A 20,365-nucleotide genomic window follows, 5' to 3' on the forward strand; every position below is an offset into this window, starting at 1 on the left:
CACATAGTGACGCGGAACACAAGAACCGGAAAGCTCTTTCCGTCTCCCGTAGGATCGGGCCATGACCACCGCTGCCCGCGCCGACGCGAGCGCCCGTCCGCTGCGGGCCGACGCCGAACGCAATCGCCGACTCATCCTCGAGGTCGCGGCCGACGTCTTCGCCGAGAAGGGACTGGACGCCGGGTTTGACGAGATCGCCCGCCGCGCCGGCGTCGGCGCCGGCACCGTCTACCGACGTTTTCCGCACCGGGACGAACTCATCGAGGCGCTGCTCACCCACCGGCTCGGGGAGCTCACCGAGCTCGCCCGGGTCAGCGCGCAGAATCCGGACGCCTGGGCCGGTCTGGTCGACTTCCTGGAGGGCAGCATCGCCATGCAGATGCACGACCGGGGGCTCCGGGAACTGATGGAGATGTCCGGCCGGTGGGCCGACTGCTCGATCGAGGCCAAGAACAAACTGGTGCCGGCGGTCGCAGCCTTGCTCACCCGGGCGAAGGAGCAGGGACAACTACGCCCCGACGTGGAACTCACCGACTTCTCCGTGCTCGGCACCATCGTCGGCTCGGTCAACGAACTGGCACCGCCTGACCTCTGGCGCCGCTATCTGGTGCTGTTCCTCGACGGGCTGCGGACGAGGCGGACGGCACCGACTCCACTGCCGGTCGCCGCGCCCGACGAGGACATCTACAGGGCCGGCGGATCGAACGGGCTCGGCGGCGCCAGCGGATCCGGCGGATAGGGCGGCGGTTCGATCGGCTCGGGGGTCGGCAGCGGGCGACCCGGCTCGGGGGTGGGCAATGGGTGGGCCGGATCGGGGATGTCCGGAACCGGTGTCGGCATGCTCACGGCGGTCTCCACTTCCGCTCGCGCGGCCGCGGACCGACCGCTTCTTGGAACCTGTTCCAGTACCCGACGTTACCCGCGGGGAAACCGGAATACCCGCCCGCCGGGCGAGGTTGCAAATTCGGTGAACCTTCCACTCTCGATCCTCGACCTCGCACCGATCAACAAGGGCCAGGACGCCGGCGAAGCCATCGCGGCCAGCGTGGCCCTGGCCCGGCAGGCCGAGACCTTCGGCTACCGACGGGTCTGGTACGCCGAGCATCACAACATGGCCTCCATCGCCTCCTCGGCGACGAGTGTGCTCATCGCGCACGTGGCCGCCCACACCACGAGCATCCGGCTCGGGGCGGGCGGCGTCATGCTGCCCAACCACTCCCCGCTCACCATCGCCGAGCAGTTCGGCACCCTGGCCGCCATCCACCCCGGCCGCATCGACCTCGGGCTCGGACGGGCGCCCGGCTCCGACCAGGCCACCATGTACGCGCTCCGGCGCGACGCCTCCTCGTCCGACCGCTTCCCGCAGGACGTGCTGGAGCTGCAGGGCTACCTGCGGGGGGAAACCGTGGTCGCGGGCGTGAACGCGGTGCCCGGCAACGGATCCGACGTTCCGCTGTACATCCTAGGATCGTCGCTCTTCGGGGCGCGACTGGCGGCCGCCCTCGGCCTGCCGTTCGCGTTCGCCTCGCACTTCGCGCCCGGATCGCTGCACGACGCCATCTCCATCTACCGGGAGGAGTTCCGGCCGGGACCGCAGCTGGACGCCCCCCACGCCATCGCGGGGGTGAACGTGGTCGCCGCCGACGACCTCGCCACCGCCGAGGCGGAGTTGCACCTGGTGAAGCGGGCCCGGGTCGGCGCCCTGTTCGGCCGCGGCGGCCGCACGTTCACCGATGAGGAGGCCGACCTCGTTCTGGAGTCGGACGCGGGCCGGCAGATCGAGCAGATGGTGCGCTATTCGGCGGTCGGCACTCCCGACGCCGTCCGGGACTACCTCGTGGACTTCGCCCGGCACGCGGACGCCGACGAACTGATCATCGCCCACCAGGCCTCCTCGGTGACCGCCCGGCTGCGGTCGGTGCAGCTGACCGCCGAGGCGATGGACACCGTCCCGGCCCGCTGATCGCTGCCCGTTCGGGCAGGATCCACGGTCCGAACGGCGGGCTGGCGGGCGCTGGATGCGGAACCCGAAGCTGCGCACGCTCGACCAATGGCAGTGACGGAACTCGTGTGCCCGTCGTGCGGTGAGAGCAACTCGCCCATGACGGAGTTCTGCAACTCCTGCAACACCTATCTGGCCTGGGACCCGGCGAACGGGCCCGATGAACGTACGGTTCTGCTCCCGGTCGGCGGAGTGCCCGCAGTGCGACCTGGCACCTCCCCGCCGGCCGTCGACCCGGGGTCCGGACGACGGGCCGGCGAGCGGCTCCGGATCGCCGTCGAGCCCACGACGATCTCGGTCATCCCCGGCCTGGAGCCGGCCATGGTCTCGGTGCACGTGATCAACCTGTCCAGCGTCGTCGACCGCTTCACCGTCGAGCTCCTGTCGGCGCCCCCCTTCGTCACCGCCGTCCCGGCGGAGGTGCGCCTCCTGCCGAACGCCGATCAATCGGTGGACCTGCGCATCGGCCTGGTGCCGGCTCCGATGGCGCCGGCCGGGCGATATCCGATCGATCTGCGGGTGCGCTCCTCCGCCCACCAGGGCGTCGCGGTCTCGCAGCGGGTGGACCTGACGGTCGGTGTGGTGGACGGCCCGGTGACGCTCACCGTCACGCCCAGCATCGTCCGGGTCCGGGACACGTCGGGCGGTCAGACCGAACTGCTGGCCGAGAACACCGGCGGCAATCGCCCGCTGAGCCTGCGGCTGGAAGGATCTGACCCGGAACGGCTCGTGCGCTTCATCTTCGAGCCCGCACGGCTCGACATTCCGCCCGGCGGCCAGGCCACGGCCAGGGTCCGGCTGCAGGCACCGGAACCGCCGCCCGGCCAGGAACTGACGCGGTCCTTCACGGTGACCGCCATCGAGGGCACGCGCGAGTTCACCACCACCGGAACCTTCACTCAGGCCAGCACCGCCCAGCAGGTGGACCTTCGACTCGAGCCCAGCGTGACGAAGATCCGCGACGTCGGCGCGGCCACCATCCGCCTGGTGGCCGCCGTGGCCGGAGGTCCGAGGCCGGTGCGGTTGACCCTGCAGGGTTCCGATGACGAGCGAGCCGTGCGTTTCACCTTCACCCCGCCGGTGCTGGTCGTCCCGCCCGGCGGGGCCGGGGTGTGCACCGTGCGCCTGGAGGCGCCCGAGCCAGAACCGGGACAGGAGATCTCCCGCCGGTTCACCATCGGCGCCCACGACGGCCGCGGAGAGATCGCCGCCACCGGCACGCTGACCCAGTCGACCTCGGCCCAGAACCTGGCCCTGTGGCTGGAACCGAACATCCTGCGCGTCCGGGACGCCGGCGCCGGATATCTGAACGTGGTGCTGGACAACCGATCCGGACGGCGTCCGCAGACCGTGACGCTGTCCGGCTCCGACCCCGAGCGGGCGGTGCGCTTCGGATTCGGACCACCGGTCGTCCAGATCGGGCCGGGCGAGATCCTCACCGCCCAACTGCGCGTGGACGCCGCTCTCCCGCCCGACGGCCAGGAGGTCGAACGGCCCCTGACCGTGGTCGGGACCAGCCACGACGGCCGCCGGGTGGAAGGGACTGGATCGTTCGTCCAGACATCCTCGGCATCCATCCTGGAGCTTCGGCTCGACCCCAGTGTGGTGCGGATCCAGGACGCCTCCGACGCCGTCGTCACCCTGATCGCCGACAACCGGGAGAGCATTGTCCCGGCCCGCATCCAGCTCGAAGGATCCGACCCGGAACGGGCCGTCCGCTTCGACTTCCAGCCGTCGTGGCTGGACATACCGCCCGGCGGATGGGCCTCGTCGCGCCTGCACCTGCGCGCCTCCCGCCCCGAGCGGGGCAAGGAACTGACCCGGCAGATCACCGTCACCGCGGTGGACGAGCGCCGCGAGGTGTCGACCACCGGCAGCCTGATCCAGACGTCGTCGGACCGGCGCCCGATGATCGGACGGCTCCTCACCCTGCTCGGCTGCCTGCTGATGATCGCCGGTGTCTTCCTGCCCTGGACCACCGCCCCACGGCGGATCACCGGCATCAACTTCTCCCTTCCGGAGTTCGCCGAGGACACCAACATCAGCCTGAAGCCGCTGCACACCAGCGCCGAGCAACTGCGCCACGTCCCGGCCGCGTTGATCTCGGCGGGCCTGATCGTCCTGCTGTTCGCGACGTTGACGCTGTTCGGTCTGACCGGCACCAAGGGTCGATTGATCCGGACCATGGCGATGCTCGGATTCCTGTTCGTGGTCGGGTTCTCACTGGCCTTCGTCGTGCGAGCCGACACGTTCGGCCCCGGCATCGGGTTGATCATGGTGGCCACCGGCGCGGTGTGCGCATTCGCCGGCGGCGTGGTGGGGCGTCGCTGAGTGACCCCTGCCCGAAAAGGCAATCGGCGCTTCCCTCCCGATGTGCCCGCGGCGCCTTCACCGGGCCCCGCCGGGGGCGGAGGGTTGACGGGTGATCTCCGAGGTGGACAGCGCCCTGCGCGCGCTGATCGAGCGGGAGGCGGCCGACTCGTCGGACGTGGAAGTCGTGCTGGACGCACCGACCAAGGAATGGGCCGGGCGGCGCAACGTCCCGACCATCGACGTCTACCTCTACGACATCCGCGAGGACCTGCGTCGCCGGGAGCGGGGCCTGATCAACGAGTATTCCGACGACCGGGTGGTCAGCCGCCGGCTGCCGCCCCGCTATTTCAGCCTGTCGTACCTGGTGACCGCCTGGACCCAGCGGCCGGAGGACGAGCACCGGCTGCTCGCCTCCCTGCTGGCCTGCTTCCTGCGCCACGACGCGCTGCCGGGCGACGTGCTGACCGGATCCCTGGCCGACATCGGACTGCCGGTCCCCGTGTCGGTGGCCCTGCCACCACCGGAGGACCGGTCGTTCGCCGACGTCTGGACGGCACTGGGCGGCGAGCTCAAGCCGTCGCTGGACGTCGTCGTGTCGGCGCCGACCGACAGCGGCCGTTCCTACCCGGCCGCGAGCGAGGTTCAGGCCCCGCTGACCGTCGGCCTGCAAGGCGTCGACGGCCGCGCGCCGGCCGAGACGAGAAGGGCCCGGGTCCGCCGTGCTCGATGACCGGTCCGCGGTCGTCGCGCAGCCGGCGGGCGTGGCCCACCTACTGGCCCGGGCCCGCCGGCTGGAAACGGAGGTCCGCCGGCTGATCGAGCACCGGCGCCGCAACGACCCGGCGCCGGATGATCCGTTCCGGGGTCTGTACCTGTCCGAAGCGGCGATCGAACACGTGCTGTCGGAACCGGACCCGGTGCCGCCCGCCGATCGGGATGGGCTTCGGGTGGTGGAGGCCGCGGCCGACGAGGACGAACGGGTCGGCGGACCGTCGAGGCTGCGCCTCCTGGCCCGCCGGGCCGAATTGACCGAACTGGACGTCGAGCTGCTGCTGGTGGCATTGGTTCCCGACCTGGACAGCCGGTTCGAGAAGCTCTACGCCTACCTGAACGACGACGTCACCCGCCGCCGGGCCACCATCGGCCTGGCCCTGGAACTGTTGCGGATACCGGCCACCGACGGTGCCGCCCGAGCCCGGCTGCACGCCGCGGCGCCGCTGGTGCGGACCGGACTGCTGACCATCGAGGAACCGGACCGCCCATTCCTGAGCCGCGGACTGCGGATTCCGGACCGGGTGACCGCGCACCTGCTCGGCGACGACACCCCCGACGAGCAACTGCTGGAGCTCCTGACCGAGCGCCGTCCGCTCGACGGCCCGCTGGTCGGCGCCCTGGCCGATTGCCTGCTGGCCGGCGAGCCTCTGGTGTACGTCCGGGAATCGGCCCCGGGTACCGGCACCGGACTGGTGGTGGCGGCGGCGACCCGCGCCGGCCGCCCGTTGATCGGTCTCGACCTGACCCGCTGGCCGCCCTACCCGCCGACCGCCGACCTGGTGACGGTCGTCGCCCGCGAGGCCGCCCTGACCGGCGGCCTGGTGCTGGCCCATCCGATCGAAGCCCTGGCCGCCGTACCCGGTGCGCTCCAACGCCTGTCGGCGATCGGGCTCCCCCTCGCCCTGGTCGGCTCGGTCCACTGGGACCCGTCATGGAGCTCCCTGGTGCCGCTGATCGTGCCCGCCGGTCAGATGAGCGCGGGAACCAGGACCGGGCTGTGGCGACACGCCCTGGCCCGCACCGACGACGACGGCGCACTGGCCGCCTGGACCGAGAGCGCGTCCGGCGCGCAGCTGGTGCTCGGGCCGGACCAGATCGACCGGGCGGTGAGTGCGGCCACCGCCCTGGCCCGGTTCCAGCGGACCCCGCTGGACGCGGGATTGCTGCGGCGGGGCGCCATGGCCCAGAACGCGGCCGGCCTGGAGCGGCTGGCCCGGCGGATCGAACCGGCCGTCGGATGGCCCGATCTCGTCCTGCCACCCGCCACCATCGGGCAGTTGCAGGAGGTGTCGATCCGCGCCCGGAACCGGGACCGGGTCCTCGCCCACTGGCGGATGCGGCCGGGCGGAGGGCGTGGTCGTGGCGTGCTGGCGCTCTTCGCCGGGGACTCGGGCACCGGCAAGACGATGGCCGCCGAGGTGATCGCGGCCGATCTCGGACTGGACCTCTACACGGTGAACCTGGCCACCGTGGTCGACAAGTACGTCGGCGAGACCGAGAAGAATCTGGAACGCATCTTCGCCGAGGCCGGCGGGGTCAACGCGGTGCTGCTGTTCGACGAGGCGGACGCGGTGTTCGGCAAGCGCAGCGAGGTCCGTGACGCCCACGACCGTTACGCGAACATCGAGAGTGCCTACCTGCTGCAGCGGATGGAGTCCTTCGACGGGCTGGCCATCCTCTCGACCAACCTCCGGTCCAACATCGACGAGGCGTTCACCCGCCGGCTCGACTCGGTCATCGACTTCCCGGCCCCGGACGAGGCAGCCCGGGCGGCCCTCTGGCATCGGTGCCTGGCGCCCCCACTGCCGTGCGCACCGGACCTGGACCTGGACTTCTGCGCCCGGTCGTTCAGCCTGTCCGGCGGCAACATCCGGTCCGCGGCGATCACCGCCGCCTATCTGGCCGCCGGTGCCGGCCGTCCGGTGCAGATGAGCGATCTGGTGTCGGCCATCGCCCAGGAGTACCGCAAGCTGGGTCGGCTCGTCCTGGATCGGGAGTTCGCCCCCTACACGGCCCGGTCCACGGCACGGTGAGCCCGCCTCGCCCGGCGCCGCGGAAATTCTGTGGCCGCGTTGAGCATTTGTTGAGCGCACGTTGAGGACGGTGCGGAGGATGGCCGGCAACGAAACATCTGCTCACCCGGAGGATCTCGTGCCCGCTCCCATCCCGACCTACGTGTACGCCGACGACCCGATCCTGCAGGCCGGGGTGGCCAGCCAGCTGCGGATGCGCCCGGAGATCAGAGTGCTCGGTCCGGGCGAGATCGACGCGGCCGAAGTGGCCGTGATCGTCGCCGACACGCTCGACGAGGAGGTGACCAGGGTGCTCCGGGCGGTCCAGCGCGGCGGCGTGCCGCGGACCGTACTGGTGGCCAGGGTGATCGACGACGCCACGTTGGTCGCCGCCGCCGAAGCCGGGGTGGCCGGGCTGCTGCGCCGAACCGAGGCCACCCCCGACCTGTTGGTGCGGACCGTGATGAAGGTGGCCTCCGGTGGCGGCGAGATCCCGGCCGACCTGATCGGCCGACTGCTCGGCCAGGTGGGCCGACTGCAGCGGCAGGTCCTCGCCCCGCGCGGTCTGGCCTTCTCCGGTCTGAGCGACCGTGAGGCGCAGGTGCTCCGCATGGTCGCCGACGGCCACGACACCGCCGCCATCGCGGCCGAGCTGTGCTACAGCCAGCGGACGGTGAAGAACGTTCTGCACGATCTGACCACCCGGCTCCAGTTGAAGAACCGGTCCCATGCCGTCGCCTACGCCGTGCGGGAGGGGTTGATCTGATGCACGACCACGACCACGAACGGGCCGGCTCCGCCCTGCGTCCTAAGGCCTCTCGGATCGAACCGGAGCCGTCGTCGCCGATGTGGCAGGCGGCCGGTCAGGGGCGTCCGGATGTCCTCGGTCCGGCCGGACTGATGGGTCTACAGCGGATGGTGGGCAACGCCGGCGTCGGGTCGGTACTCGAGCCGGATGCGTCACCGGTGCACGACGTGCTGTCCTCGGGCGGTGCCCCCTTGGCCTCCGACGTCCGTTCGGACATGGAAGCGGCACTGGGACATGACTTTTCCGACGTTCGGGTGCACACCGACGGGGCCGCTCACCAGTCGGCGAGGGCGGTGAACGCGCAGGCCTACACGGTCGGCCACGACGTCGTGTTCCAACAGGGCCGGTACGAACCCTCGTCGGAGGCGGGCCGGCACATGCTGGCCCACGAATTGACCCACGTCGTCCAACAGCGCAACGGACCGGTCGAGGGCACTGATTCCGGAAACGGGGTCAGGGTCAGCGATCCGGGCGACCGGTTCGAACGGGAGGCGGCGGCGACCGCCGACGCCGCCATGTCCGGCCCGGTGACCGCCGGGGGCCCGACCACCGTGCCGGGGGCGGGCGCCGCCGTCCAGCGCGAGGAAGTGACCGAGGAGGACGAGGTGCAGACCTACGTCCAACGGGAGGACGAGACGGAGGAAGTCGAGTCCTGACGTTCCGGCACCCGATGTGCCGGGCGAGCCGATCACCGGCGGCCGGAGTCAGACCGAGCCGACCGGAACCTGTTGTCCCCACCACCGTCAAGGAGTGCACATGCCGACCTACCTCTCCCCCGGGGTCTACATCGACGAGGTCGATTCCGGATCCCGTCCGATCGAAGGCGTCGGCACCGCCGTCGCCGCCTTCGTCGGGCTCGCCGAACAGGGGCCGTTCAACAGCCCGACCCTGGTCAGCAACTGGACGCAGTTCACCAACGCCTTCGGCGGTTTCGTCGTCGGCTCCTACCTGGCCCAGTCGGTCTACGCCTACTTCCAGAACGGCGGCGGGAACGCCTACGTCGTCCGGATCGGGGCCGAGCCGGGCAATGGGAACGGCCGCGCCCATCGGCCCGAGTTGGCCGGTCCGCAAGCGGTCTCCGGCGGCTACCGATTCGTCGCCCTGGACGCCGGCACTCCGGAGGGGCAACTCACGGTCGACATCCGCGGACCCGAGGGTGACGCCCCGGAGGGCACCTTCAAGCTCGTGGTGCGACAGGGCGAGCAGGTTCTGGAGGAGTTCGACCGGCTCGGTACGGGACGGGGACGGCAGAACCTGGCCACCGCCGTGAACGCCGGTTCCAAGCTCATCAAGATCGAGGAGGCGGCCAGCGGAGCCGCCCTGGTCGCGCCCCCGATCGGGGCGAGCGTCACGTTGACCGCACCCCCTCCGCCGGCGGCGGTGCCCTCAGCGCGGTTGTCGAGCGAGGACTACGTCGGCGACGTGTCCGAACGCACCGGATTCTCCGGGCTGGAGGCGATCGACGAGGTCACCATGGTCTGCGTCCCGGACCTGATGAGCGCCTACCAGCAGGGCGCGATCGATCTGGAGACAGTCCAGTCGGTGCAGCTGGCCATGATCGCGCACTGCGAACTGATGGGTGACCGGATTGCCATCCTGGACCCACCGCCCGGTCTCAACGCCCAGCAGGTGAAGGAATGGCGGGTCGACAAGGCCGGGTACGACTCGAAGTTCGCCGCGCTGTACTGGCCGTGGGTCAAGGCCACCGACCCGGCATCGCAATCGAACATCTACATGCCGCCGTCCGGATTCGTGGCCGGCATCTGGGGACGCAACGACGACACCCGGGGCGTGCACAAGGCGCCGGCCAACGAGGTCGTGCGAGGCGCCATCTCGCTCGAGGTGCAGATCACCAAGAACGAGCACGACCTGCTGAACCCGGTCGGGATCAACGCTCTGCGGTCCTTCCCCGGCCGCGGCATCCGCATCTGGGGCGCCCGGACGCTGTCCTCCGATCCGGCCTGGCGGTATCTGAACGTTCGACGCCTGTTCAACTATCTCGAGGAATCGATCCTGGCCGGCACCAACTGGGTGGTGTTCGAACCCAACGACGACGCTCTGTGGGCCAAGATCCGGCGCACCTTGTCGGCGTTCCTGGTCATGGAATGGCGCAAGGGTGCACTCTTCGGCCGCACCCCGGACGAGGCGTTCTACGTCAAGTGCGACCGCGAGACCAACCCGGCCGAAGGCATCGACGCCGGGCAGGTCGTCTGCCAGATCGGGGTCGCCCCGGTGAAACCGGCCGAGTTCGTCATCTTCCAGCTCTCGCAGTTCTCCGGCGGCACCAGCTTGGTCAGCGAATAGTCCTCTCACTCGAATCTCTGCGGAAAGGTTGTGCAGCAATGGCTCTGGCGGATTTTGACTCGAGCGTCGGGCATTCGTTCGGCCTGGAGATCGACGGCATCCAGATCAAATCGATCACCGAGGTGAGCGGTCTGAAGATGGAACAGGATGTGATCGAGCTCAAGGAGAACGGCGTCGACGGCAAGTACGTCATCAAGAAACTCCCCGGACGGTGGAAGGCCGGCGAGGTGACGTTGACCCGCGGCCTCACCGACGACACCAGCTTCGAGCAGTGGGTCAAGGACTCGCAGTTCGGGAAGATGAGCGACTCCCGCAAGAACGGGGCCGTCGTGGTCTACGACTACGAGGGCAACGCGCTCAAGCGGTACACGCTGACCAACGCGTGGCCGAAGAGCCTGGAGATCAGCTCGCTCAAGGCCGGTGACACCAGCGTGCTCACCGAGAAACTGGTGGTCACCTACGAGCGGATGGAGGTCGGCTGATGCGACGGGGTCCGGCCGACGGGGCGGTGTCCCTGGCCGAGCGGCCGGCCGCGGAGCGGACCCGGGAGGTCGAGGTCCGCCCCGAGCCGTTCCGCACCGAATTCGCCTTCCAGCTGCCGCGGGGTTACGTGGACGCCGGCGGGACCGTGCACCGGGACGGCGTGATGCGCCTGGCGACTGCCCGCGACGAACTGGTGCCACTCCGGGACGACCGCGTGCGGGAGAACCCGGCGTATCTGACCGTCGTGCTGCTGGCCCGGGTGGTCACCCGGATCGGCACCGTCAGCGATGTGCACGCCGGCGTCATCGAGAACATGTTCGCCACCGATCTGGCGTTCCTGCAGGACCTCTATCGGCGGCTCAACACCGAGGGGCACACCCGCGCAGCGGTCACCTGTCCCAACTGCGACCACCATTTCGCGATCGACATCGCCGGTGGGCGCCTGGGGGAATAACGACGTGCGCACCGGACCGGCTGTACGAGGAGGTCGCGTACATCGCCTATCACTTCCATTGGGCGGCCGACGATCTCCTCGATCTCGAACACGCCGAACGGCGCCGGTACGCCGCCGAGATAGCCAAGATCAACACCAGGATCCAGAAGGGGCAGTGACGCACAATGGCACGGTGGTGGCCGCGGGCGACGCCGACGTCATCGCCGGCGCCGGGACCCGCCGGGCCGGCGAAGCAGACGTCCGGACGGTCCGCACCCACGCTCGGCCTGGAACCGACTCCCGGGTGGCGGGAGCTGCCGCCCATCCAGCGGTCGGTGACGGCCATGCCCCCGGCGGCTCCGGACTTCACGCCGTCGATGGTGACGTCCTACAACCCCAGTCTGCTCGGCCCGCTGGGCCACCAGCTGGACACCGCCGGGCCGGCCGGAACGGTGACGGCTCACCCGGTCTCGGCGGTACGCGACAACTCCGGTCCCGACCTGGTCCTGGCCTCGGCCCCACCGGCGGCGGGCCGCGGGGCGGCGCCGGTGCGGCGTCTGCTGCAACGCATCATCTCGGCGCCCGATGTCGCCGCTCGGTCCAGCGGCGACCGGGCGGGCGGCGACCGGCCGGGCGGCGACCGGCCGGGCGGCGACCGGCCGGGCGGCGACCGGCCGGGCGGTGACCGGCCGGGCGGTGACCGGGCAGCTCAGCGTCTTCCCGCCGCCGACGGTGGTTCGACTGCGTCGGAGTCCCGGACCACCTCCTCGGCAACGGATCTGACCCGGTCGGCCGAACCGGCCGCGCCGACCGAACCGGCCGCGCCGCACCTTCTGGCAGAGCCCTGGCCGGTACCGGTGGTGCCCCTTTCCCTGCCACAGGTGCAGCGGGTGGCCCAGGCCGTCCAGGCCGTAGACACCGGCCCCCGGCTGGAGTTGCCGGTCGTCCCCACCGCGGGGCGACCCACCGGCGCGGACCGCAGCGGCGACACGGCCGCGACGACGGATTCCGTTGTCCCATCGGCACTGTCGTCATCCCCGCAGCCATTCTCGCCGTCGGACGCACCGGTGACATCGCCCGTCGCCCAGCGAGTACCGGACGCTGCGCCGGCGGACCGATCTCCGCTGCCCACGCCGGCCTCGCCCGTCGAGATCGGTACCGAGGGTCCGATGACGTCGATGCCGCTCTCGTCGGGGCACCGGCCGACCTCGGGGGCAACGACCAGGACGGTCCCTCCGGACCCCGCCGTCGAGCGCGGACTCGGGATGCCGTTGACGGGGACACCGACGCCCGACTCGACCGGGTCCGCGCCCTTCGTGGGCGTCCAACGGGTGGTCCGCGACATGGCTCCCTCGGCGCCGGCCCGCCCCGGGCCGCATGGGGCACCGTCACCCGGCCCGATCGCTCTCGAGCCGCCGCTGCAGCTGGGGCGAGGACCATTCGTCCTGCAGCGCCAGGAATCCGCGCAGAAGCCGACCGAGCGGCCGAGCCCGGTTGATCCAGCCGGGCCTACCTCGGCGACCGATCCGACGGCTGGGATCGACTCGGACCAACCGCTCATCGGACTGGCCCACCTGCTGTCCGGTCCGATCCAGGCCACCGCCCTGGACCCGTCCGCCGGGGCCTCGGGCGTCTCGCCCGGCTCGTCACCTTCGCCCTCGCCCGCGACGGCGGGCGCGTTGTCCGGGGCTCCTCGCGTCACCAGCGGCGCCGGACCCGGTGGGGACGGCCCCGTGGTGCAGACGTTCCCATCTCTGCCCGGCTTGCCGTCGCTGCCGAAGATGCCCTCCGTGCCGAAACTGCCCCATCTTCCGGCGGCGCCGGCCGTGCCGGGTCTTCCCGACCTGCCGCACCTACCGACGGTGCCGAACGCATCGAACATGCCCGGCCTACCGGATATGTCGCACCTCCCGACCCTGCCCGGCGCACCCGACATGTCGAATCTCCCGAACATGCCCGACCTCTCGCACCTCCCGACCCTGCCCGGCGCACCCGACATCTCGCATCTCCCGAACGTGCCCGGTCTGCCGAACCTGTCCCACCTCCCCACCCTGCCCGGCGCACCCGACATGTCGAATCTCCCGAACGTGCCCGACCTCTCGCACCTCCCGACCCTGCCCGGCGCACCCGACATCTCGCATCTCCCGAACGTGCCCGGTCTGCCGAACGTGCCGTCGGCGTCCGACCTGCCGCAGGCGTGGCCGGCCCTCCCGGATGTCTCGTCGCTGCCCGGGGTTCCGTCGCCCTCCGACCTGCCGGCTCGACCAACCCTTTCCGATCTGGCCGCGCTGCCGCTGGGTCGGCCGGCGCTCGGGGACCGGATGATCCATCGACCCGAGCTCCCGCTGGATCAACCGGACCTGACGTCCGGCCCGGCCGGGCTACCCGATGGAATCGGATTGCCGAGCGGCGGGCCGGCATCCCTTCCCGCGTCCTTACCGGGCTTTCCGTCGGCCCTCCCCCTCATTGCCGGTGCGTCGGCCCCATCCGGATCGCCCGCCTGGCCGAGCCGCCCGCCTGTCCCCGGAATTGCTTCGTCCTTGACCGGGCCGACGGGCGCTACCGCCTCCGCAGGCAGCACCGCCCGGCCGGACCTCCCCGGCAGCGTCGGCACCGACACCGGCAACGGCTCCCCGTCCATCACGACCAGCAGTCCCACCCCACCTCCGGGGGTCGCCGGGGCCGGTCTCGGAGCGTCCCCGGCGGTCGCCGCCGTGGCCACCCCGGGGACCGGCCCCGGCGAGCCGCTGCCCACCGACCTGGACGAACTGGCCCGTCGGCTGCTGGATCCGATGTCGGCCCTGCTCCGGAACGCCCTCTGGATGGAGCGGGAACGAGCCGGCCTGATCACCGATCTGCGGCGCTGACGGCACGGGAATCGTTCGCGCACCACACCTATCGCACCAGGAGAAGAGCATGGACACCAACGATCCGGCGGTTAGCGTCTGTTTCGCGGTCAGCATCGACGACGACGATCTCGGCGTCTTCAACAGCTGTGACGGGCTCGGCATCGAGATGGTGATGGAACAACGGGAGGAGGGCGGGAACAACTCGATGGTCTGGCAGTTGCCGACCCGCCTGAAGTACTCCAACGTCAAGCTGTCCCGCCCGATCGGCGCCGATTCGGCCAAGCTCACCGGTTGGTTCGCCAAGATGGTCAACGGCGTGCAGCCGACCACCGGGGTCATCTCGGCCATGTCGTGGGACGACCGCGTGGTCGCCCGGTGGTCGTTGATCGGCGTCATCCCGGTGCGCTGGACCGGCCCGAGCCTGAACTACGACTCGCCCAAGGTGGCCACCGAGACGCTCGAGATCGCCCATCACGGAATCCTTCCCGGGGCGGCGTGATGGGTGAGGCGACCGCTCTGTCGGCCAACGCGGGCGGGACACCCGCGGCGCCCATGCCGCTCGGCGGCGACAACCGCGCGCAGATCGACCGGGCCAGCATCACCGTCCACGAATCGAAACCGGCGGTCGGCGGGGCCGCCCTCGGAGCCCAACTCGACAAGATCGACTTCCAGTTCAATCCGAAGGAACTGACGATCGCCAAGACGGCCAAGTGGGAACGGAAACCGGCGAAGTCGGCCCAGAAGGCGGCGCCGCCGGAGTTCAAGGGGGCCGAGCCGTGCAAGCTGACCCTGGAGATGTTCTTCGACGCCTCGGGCAAGCACGACGGCAGTGTGGTGGCCGTGGTCGAGAAACTCTTCAACTGCTGCGTTCCGAGCAGCGACAAACCCACCGCGTCGCCCCCCCTGGTGCAGTTCCACTGGGGCCCGATCAAGAGCTTTCCGGCGTTCATCACGTCGGTCAGCGCCAAGTACACGGTGTTCGCCTCCGACGGCACGCCCATCCGCGCCGTGTGCACGGTGTCCCTGGAGGAGATGCCGGGCGGCAAGGGCAAGCAGAACCCGACGTCCGGCAGTCTCACCACCAAGAAGGTGCATCGCATGGTCAGCGGCGACACCCTGGCCTCGATGGCCTACCGCGAGTACGGCGATGCCACCCGATGGCGGGAGCTGGCCGAGTTCAACGACATCGACGACCCGTTGCGCATCGGTTCCGGATACACGCTGTTGCTCCCCGATGCGGAAGAGCTCACTCGCGCGGAAGGTTGACCGTCATGCCCACCAGCACCAGCTTCGCCGTCGAGATCGGCGGCTCGCCGTTGCCCGATGACGTGCGCGCTCGCCTCGTCTCGGCCGTGGTCGACGACAGCCGATTGCTGCCGGACCTGTTCCTCCTCCGGTTCCGCGATCCCGACCACATCGTGTTGGCCAAAGCGGGAGCGAAAATCGGTGCCAAGGTGAAGATCTCGGTGGAGGTGGCCGGGGGCCGGGGCGCCACGGGGTTGCTCGACGGCGAGATCACCGCGGTGGAAACCGATTTCGACAGCACCGGAACGTTCACCGTCATCCGTGGGTACGACCAGTCGCACCGGTTGTTCCGCGGCCGAGGGACCCACACCTACCGGCAGGTGACGGCGGCCGACGTTGCCGCCGCGGTGGCCAAACGGGCCGGTCTGCGGTCGGGACGAATGGACCCGACCAGCACGGTGTACGAGCACCTGACCCAGAGCGGGATCACCGACTGGGAATTCCTGCAGTCGCTGGCCCGGGAGGTCGGCGTCGAGGTGTCGGTCACCGACGGGGCACTGGATTTCGCCAAGCCGACATCGGCTTCCACCGCGCCGGTCGGCACCGCCCGCCCCACCGAGGATCCGCTCGTCCTGCAGCAGGGGGTCGACCTGCTGCGGTTCCGGGCCGTGGTGACCTCGGCCGAACAGGTCAGCCAGGTGCAGGTGCGGGGGTGGGATCTGGCGACCAAGAAGGCTCTGGTCTCCACCGCCCCGGCCCGGACGACGAGCGCCGACCTCCCCGGAGCCAACCCGGCCAAGCTGGCCGAGACCTTCGGCTCGCCCGTGTTGGTCAGCACGGACACTCCCTACCGCAGCCAGGCCGAGGTGGACGCAGCGGCGACCGCCATGGCCGAGCAGGTCGCCGGCAGCTTCGCCGAATTCGACGGCGTGGCTCGCGGGAACCCGCAACTGGTGGCCGGACAGGCGATCTCGGTGGCCAACATCGGAGAGCCGTTCGACGGGAAGTACACCATCACCACATCCCGCCACCGATACGACCCGGTGACCGGGTACACCACCAGTTTCGCGGTCACCGGTCGGCAGGAACGCAGCCTGCTCGGGTTGACCGGCGCCGGCGCGACCGGTACCGGCGCCGGCCTGGCCGGCCCGATGGTCGCCCTGGTCAGCGACAACCACGATCCACAGGCGCAGGGCCGCGTCCGGTTGTCGATGCCGTGGCTGTCGGACGACTACACCAGCGACTGGGCCCGCACGGTGCAGGCCGGAGCCGGTAAGGATCGCGGCGGGATGGTGGTCCCGGAAGTCGGCGACGAGGTGCTGGTCCTGTTCGAGCAGAACGACATTCGCCGTCCGTACGTCGTCGGCGGCCTCTTCAACGGGGTCGACACGCCCAGGGTGGGCGGCGGGGACGCGGTGGACGCAAATTCGGGACGGGTGAACCGTCGGTCGACGGTGTCGCGGCGTGGGCATCGCATCGACCTGTTCGACGATGACGGACGGGTCGAGGGCATCACCCTGGCGGTGGCCGGGGACGGGTTGAAGCTGACCCTCGACGCCGTCGGGACCGCGGTCACCGTCCACAGCGACGGCACCGTCCGCGTCGAGGGCAAGAAAGGGATCGTCATCGACGCCGCGTCGGCCAAGCTCGAACTCAAGGGCGGCGAGATCGCGGTCAGGGCCTCCACCGGCCTGAGCCTGGAGAGCAGCGGCGGCGGGGTCACGGTCAAGGCCGGCGGCGCGCTGGCCTTGACCGGGACGACGGCCAAGTTGGAGGGCTCCACCACCACCGAGGTCAAGGGGGGCGCCCTCTGCTCGGTGTCGGCCACCCTCGTCAAGATCAACTAGGAGGATCAGATGCCCCCAGCCGCCCGGATCGGCGACGCCACAGCACATCCCGGCCTGATCGGGCCGCCCGGCGTGCCGACCGTCCTCATCGGCGGTCGCCCGGCGGCCACCGTCGGCACGCCACACATCTGCTCGTTCCCGCCGCCGGCCGTCCATCCACCGACCGTCATCGTTCCGCCGGGCTGCCCCACGGTCTTGATCGGCGGGCGGCCGGCCGCACGCGTCGGCGACCTGGCCGCGTGCGGCGCTCCGATCGTCGTCGGCGAATTCACCGTCCTGATCGGAGGATGAGCATGACGAGCGCCCGTACGTCCCCGGACTTCGTCGGCCGCGGCTGGTCCTTCCCGCTCTCCATCGACGCGTCCGGGCGTTTCGGCCTGGTGTCGGGCGATCGGGAGATCGCCGAATCCATCCGGTTGATCCTGGGCACGTCGCCCGGCGAGCGTCCGATGCGGCCGGAGTTCGGATGCGCCGTACACGATCGGGTCTTCTCCCCGGCCAACGCCTCGACCGCCGCCGCCGTGGCGGACGACGTGCGGTCGGCGCTGGAGGCGTGGGAGCCACGCATCGAACTGCAGGACGTGAAGGTCAGTTTCGCCACCGCCGACCTGTGCGTCCTGCACATCGACATCGCCTATCGCATCAAGGGTTACAACGATCGACGCAATCTGGTCTTCCCGTTCTACCTCATTCCCGACGAATCGAGCAGGTGAGCCCCGATGGCCCTTCCCGTCCCCCACCTCGACGACCGGCACTTCCAGGATCTGGTGGACGACGCCAAAAGGCTGGTGCAGCAGCGATGCCCGGGTTGGACCGATCACAACGTCTCCGACCCGGGAGTCACGCTGATCGAAGCCTTCGCCGGCATGGTGGATCAACTGATCTATCGGTTGAACCGGGTGCCCGACAAGCACTACGTCAAATTCCTGGAACTGATCGGGCTCGAGCAACGCCCACCGAGCGCGGCCCGGGGAACGGTCACCTTCTGGCTCGCGGCCGCCCGCCCCTATCCGGTACTGGTGCGCGCCGAGACCGAGGTGGCGACGGCACGCACCGACGCCCAGGACGCCGTCGTGTTCTCGACGGTCGCCGACCTCGAGATCGTTCCGTGCAGCTTCCTACGGGCCGGTGCCGCGCCGGCCGGCGGCGAGGTCGTCGACATGACATCGGCACTCGCCGCCGGCGGTGGCTTCGCCTGCTTCGCGGAGCGACCGCAGGTGGGCGACGCGCTCCTGGTGGGTCTGTCCGCAGCGGTTCCGTCGTGCGCGGTGGTGCTGCGCATGGACTGTCGGGTGTCGGGCGTCGGTGTCGACCCGCGGGACCCACCGCTGCAGTGGGAGGCCTGGACGGCGACCGGCTGGCAGCCGTGCGAGACCGACCTGGACGAGACCGGCGGCCTCAACCGGCCGGGTGACGTCGTCCTGCATGTGCCTGACGCACACGAGACGTCGATCATCGGCGGGGAACGGGCGGGTTGGCTGCGCTGCCGGCTGCTGGCCCCGCGCGAGGATCAACGGACCTACAGCGAATCGCCTCAGGTGCGCCACATCTCGGCCTTCACCAAGGGCGGCACGGCGAAGATGGTCCACGCGGAGGTGATCCGCGAGGAGGAGCTCGGCCGGTCGGACGGGGCGCCCGCGCAACGCTTCCGGCTGGCCCGCCATCCGGTGGTTCCGTGGGAGGAACCGATGACGCTCGGGGTGATGGACGACGAGGGGGTCGCCACCTGGACCGCGGTCGAACACTTCGCGGCGTCCGGCCCGCAGGACACCGTGTTCCACGTCGATTCGTTCGCCGGTGAGGTGCAATTCGGTCCGGCGGTGCGACAGGCCGACGGCACGCTGCGCTGCTTCGGGGCCATCCCGCCCAAGGGGGCGCACCTGCGTCTGCTCTGCTACCGGACCGGTGGCGGCAGCGTCGGCAATGTCGCCGCCGGGAAGGTGGCGGTGCTCAAGACCAGCAATCCGGAGATCGCGTCGGTGGTCAATCGGTCGGCGGCCGTCGGAGGCGCCGACGGCGAGACGATCGGCGACGCGATGGTCCGCGGTCCGCTTCTGCTGCGGTCCCGCAGCCGGGCGGTCACGGCGGACGATTTCGTGCAGCTCGCCCTGGAGGTGGCGCCTGAACTGGGCCGGGTGCAGTGTGTGGCCGCCGAGGCGCCGGCCGAGGCCGGTGGCGTTCGGATCCTGCTGGTGCCGCACCTGAGCCGGGATCCACAGACCGGAGCGGTTGCCCTGGAGGACCTGTCCCCGCTTCCGGAGACTCTGGACCGGGTCACCAACCACCTGGCCGAGCGCAAGCTGATCGGCACCCGACTGCTGGTGACACCACCGCGCTACGAGTGGCTGACCGCCGTGGTGAGCGTGACGGCCAAGGCCACCCATCGTTCCGACGACGTCCGCCGGCAGGTGCTGCAGGCGCTGTACCGGCTGTTCGATCCGCTGATCGGCGGGGCGGACGGCACCGGGTGGCCGCTCGGCCGGGCCGTGCAAGCCCATGAGGTCAACGCCGCCCTGGCGCGAGTGCGCGGGGTCGACCTCTCGCAGGACATGACGATCCGGTTGTATCCGGCCGACCCGGTCACGCGACGCCGCGGACAGGAAACGCAGCGGCTGACGCTCAGGCCGACCTCCCTGGTGTTCTCGTTCGAACACCAGGTCCGGGTGCGGCCATGAGAGGCTCCGTGCCCGACCTGGTCTCGCCGCACCCCCTGGGCGCCGGCCTGCCGGCGCTGTTCCTCGCCGACCCGTTGGCCCAGGCCATCTGCGCGGGTCTGGACGAGGTGTTGGCCCCGGTGATCGCCACCCTCGATTCGTTCCCGGCCTACCTGGATCCGGCGACCGCGCCACCGGACCTCCTCGGTTGGCTCGCCGGGTGGCTCGGCTTGACCATCGACGACAACCAGCCCGAGCGACGCCAACGCGATCTGGTCGCGGGCGGGATCGACCTGCTGGCACGGCGGGGCACGCTCGGTGGCCTCCGGGCCGCCATCCGGCTTTTCCTGGACGTCGAGGTCCACCTGCAGGATCCCGGCGGCCATCGGTGGTCGGAGTCGCCGGACGCCCCTCTGCCGGGTTTGCCGGGTTCGTCAGGTTCGTCAGGTTCGTCGGGTTCGTCAGGTTCGTCGGGTTCGCCGGGTTCGCCGGGTGGAGAACTGGTGGTCAGGGTCCGCTCGGCCGACTATCCGGGCCTGGACGTGCGGCGGCTGGAGTCGGTCATCGCCGCCTCGGTCCCGGCCCACGTGCCGTACCGCGTCGAGGTAGTGGATACGCCGTGACCGGTTGGGCGACTCGTA

The 20,365-nt window shown here is 70.6% G+C and carries 19 protein-coding genes; all 19 read left to right on the forward strand.

Annotated features, from left to right (window positions below; genetic code table 11):
• The first annotated feature begins 61 nt into the window (after positions 1 to 61).
• The 19 genes from BLS97_RS22210 (at position 62) to BLS97_RS22300 (ending at position 20,347) form a co-directional block, all read left to right on the forward strand.
• Entirely contained in the window at positions 62 to 739 is a 678-nt protein-coding gene (locus BLS97_RS22210; RefSeq protein WP_090480745.1) for a TetR/AcrR family transcriptional regulator, read from the forward strand.
• A gap of 228 nt (positions 740 to 967) precedes the next feature.
• Positions 968 to 1,963: an LLM class flavin-dependent oxidoreductase gene (locus BLS97_RS22215; RefSeq protein WP_090480749.1), complete on the forward strand. Its 996-nt coding sequence runs from the start codon at positions 968 to 970 to the stop codon at positions 1,961 to 1,963.
• Between the two features lie 87 nt (positions 1,964 to 2,050).
• The gene (locus tag BLS97_RS22220) at positions 2,051 to 4,333 is read left to right on the forward strand and encodes a zinc ribbon domain-containing protein (protein WP_157695631.1); all 2,283 of its coding nucleotides are present in this window, start codon (positions 2,051 to 2,053) and stop codon (positions 4,331 to 4,333) included.
• 91 nt (positions 4,334 to 4,424) lie between these two features.
• Positions 4,425 to 5,045, forward strand: a complete 621-nt coding sequence (locus BLS97_RS22225) for a DUF4255 domain-containing protein (RefSeq protein ID WP_090480756.1) — start codon at positions 4,425 to 4,427, stop codon at positions 5,043 to 5,045.
• Positions 5,035 to 7,122 carry an ATP-binding protein gene (locus BLS97_RS22230; RefSeq protein ID WP_090480759.1) on the forward strand — a complete coding sequence of 696 codons (2,088 nt, stop codon included), beginning with the start codon at positions 5,035 to 5,037 and terminating at the stop codon, positions 7,120 to 7,122. Before BLS97_RS22225 ends, BLS97_RS22230 begins: the two co-directional genes overlap by 11 nt.
• A 79-nt stretch (positions 7,123 to 7,201) precedes the next feature.
• On the forward strand, positions 7,202 to 7,867 hold the full coding sequence (locus BLS97_RS22235; protein WP_197676318.1) for a helix-turn-helix transcriptional regulator: 666 nt from the start codon (positions 7,202 to 7,204) through the stop codon (positions 7,865 to 7,867).
• Positions 7,867 to 8,565 carry an eCIS core domain-containing protein gene (locus BLS97_RS22240; RefSeq protein ID WP_090480762.1) on the forward strand — a complete coding sequence of 233 codons (699 nt, stop codon included), beginning with the start codon at positions 7,867 to 7,869 and terminating at the stop codon, positions 8,563 to 8,565. Before BLS97_RS22235 ends, BLS97_RS22240 begins: the two co-directional genes overlap by 1 nt.
• 100 nt (positions 8,566 to 8,665) lie before the next feature.
• The gene (locus tag BLS97_RS22245) at positions 8,666 to 10,213 is read left to right on the forward strand and encodes a phage tail sheath family protein (RefSeq protein WP_090482951.1); all 1,548 of its coding nucleotides are present in this window, start codon (positions 8,666 to 8,668) and stop codon (positions 10,211 to 10,213) included.
• Positions 10,214 to 10,251: 38 nt separating this feature from the next.
• A complete protein-coding gene (locus tag BLS97_RS22250; RefSeq protein ID WP_090480765.1) occupies positions 10,252 to 10,695 on the forward strand; it encodes a phage tail protein in 444 nt (147 codons plus the stop codon).
• Positions 10,695 to 11,150: a hypothetical protein gene (locus tag BLS97_RS22255; protein WP_231988260.1), complete on the forward strand. Its 456-nt coding sequence runs from the start codon at positions 10,695 to 10,697 to the stop codon at positions 11,148 to 11,150. The genes BLS97_RS22250 and BLS97_RS22255 overlap by 1 nt, the downstream gene beginning before the upstream one ends.
• On the forward strand, positions 11,147 to 11,308 hold the full coding sequence (locus tag BLS97_RS24375; RefSeq protein WP_407938087.1) for a DUF6760 family protein: 162 nt from the start codon (positions 11,147 to 11,149) through the stop codon (positions 11,306 to 11,308). Before BLS97_RS22255 ends, BLS97_RS24375 begins: the two co-directional genes overlap by 4 nt.
• Positions 11,309 to 11,464: 156 nt before the next feature.
• Entirely contained in the window at positions 11,465 to 13,996 is a 2,532-nt protein-coding gene (locus BLS97_RS22265; protein ID WP_157695632.1) for a hypothetical protein, read from the forward strand.
• Positions 13,997 to 14,045: 49 nt separating this feature from the next.
• On the forward strand, positions 14,046 to 14,477 hold the full coding sequence (locus BLS97_RS22270) for a phage tail protein (protein ID WP_090480772.1): 432 nt from the start codon (positions 14,046 to 14,048) through the stop codon (positions 14,475 to 14,477).
• Positions 14,477 to 15,244 (forward strand): CIS tube protein, encoded by a 768-nt coding sequence (locus BLS97_RS22275; protein ID WP_090482961.1) that lies wholly within the window; start codon positions 14,477 to 14,479, stop codon positions 15,242 to 15,244. The genes BLS97_RS22270 and BLS97_RS22275 overlap by 1 nt, the downstream gene beginning before the upstream one ends.
• A 5-nt stretch (positions 15,245 to 15,249) precedes the next feature.
• A complete protein-coding gene (locus BLS97_RS22280; protein ID WP_090482963.1) occupies positions 15,250 to 17,070 on the forward strand; it encodes a VgrG-related protein in 1,821 nt (606 codons plus the stop codon).
• A 9-nt stretch (positions 17,071 to 17,079) separates the two neighbouring features.
• Positions 17,080 to 17,361, forward strand: a complete 282-nt coding sequence (locus BLS97_RS22285) for a PAAR domain-containing protein (protein ID WP_090480776.1) — start codon at positions 17,080 to 17,082, stop codon at positions 17,359 to 17,361.
• Positions 17,362 to 17,363: 2 nt separating this feature from the next.
• On the forward strand, positions 17,364 to 17,783 hold the full coding sequence (locus tag BLS97_RS22290; RefSeq protein WP_090480782.1) for a GPW/gp25 family protein: 420 nt from the start codon (positions 17,364 to 17,366) through the stop codon (positions 17,781 to 17,783).
• Positions 17,784 to 17,789: 6 nt separating this feature from the next.
• The gene (locus BLS97_RS22295; RefSeq protein WP_090480787.1) at positions 17,790 to 19,745 is read left to right on the forward strand and encodes a putative baseplate assembly protein; all 1,956 of its coding nucleotides are present in this window, start codon (positions 17,790 to 17,792) and stop codon (positions 19,743 to 19,745) included.
• Entirely contained in the window at positions 19,742 to 20,347 is a 606-nt protein-coding gene (locus BLS97_RS22300) for a phage tail protein (RefSeq protein WP_090480790.1), read from the forward strand. The genes BLS97_RS22295 and BLS97_RS22300 overlap by 4 nt, the downstream gene beginning before the upstream one ends.
• Positions 20,348 to 20,365 lie beyond the last annotated feature (18 nt).

The sequence above is a fragment of the Nakamurella panacisegetis genome (assembly GCF_900104535.1).
Classification (GTDB): Bacteria; Actinomycetota; Actinomycetes; order Mycobacteriales; family Nakamurellaceae; genus Nakamurella; species Nakamurella panacisegetis.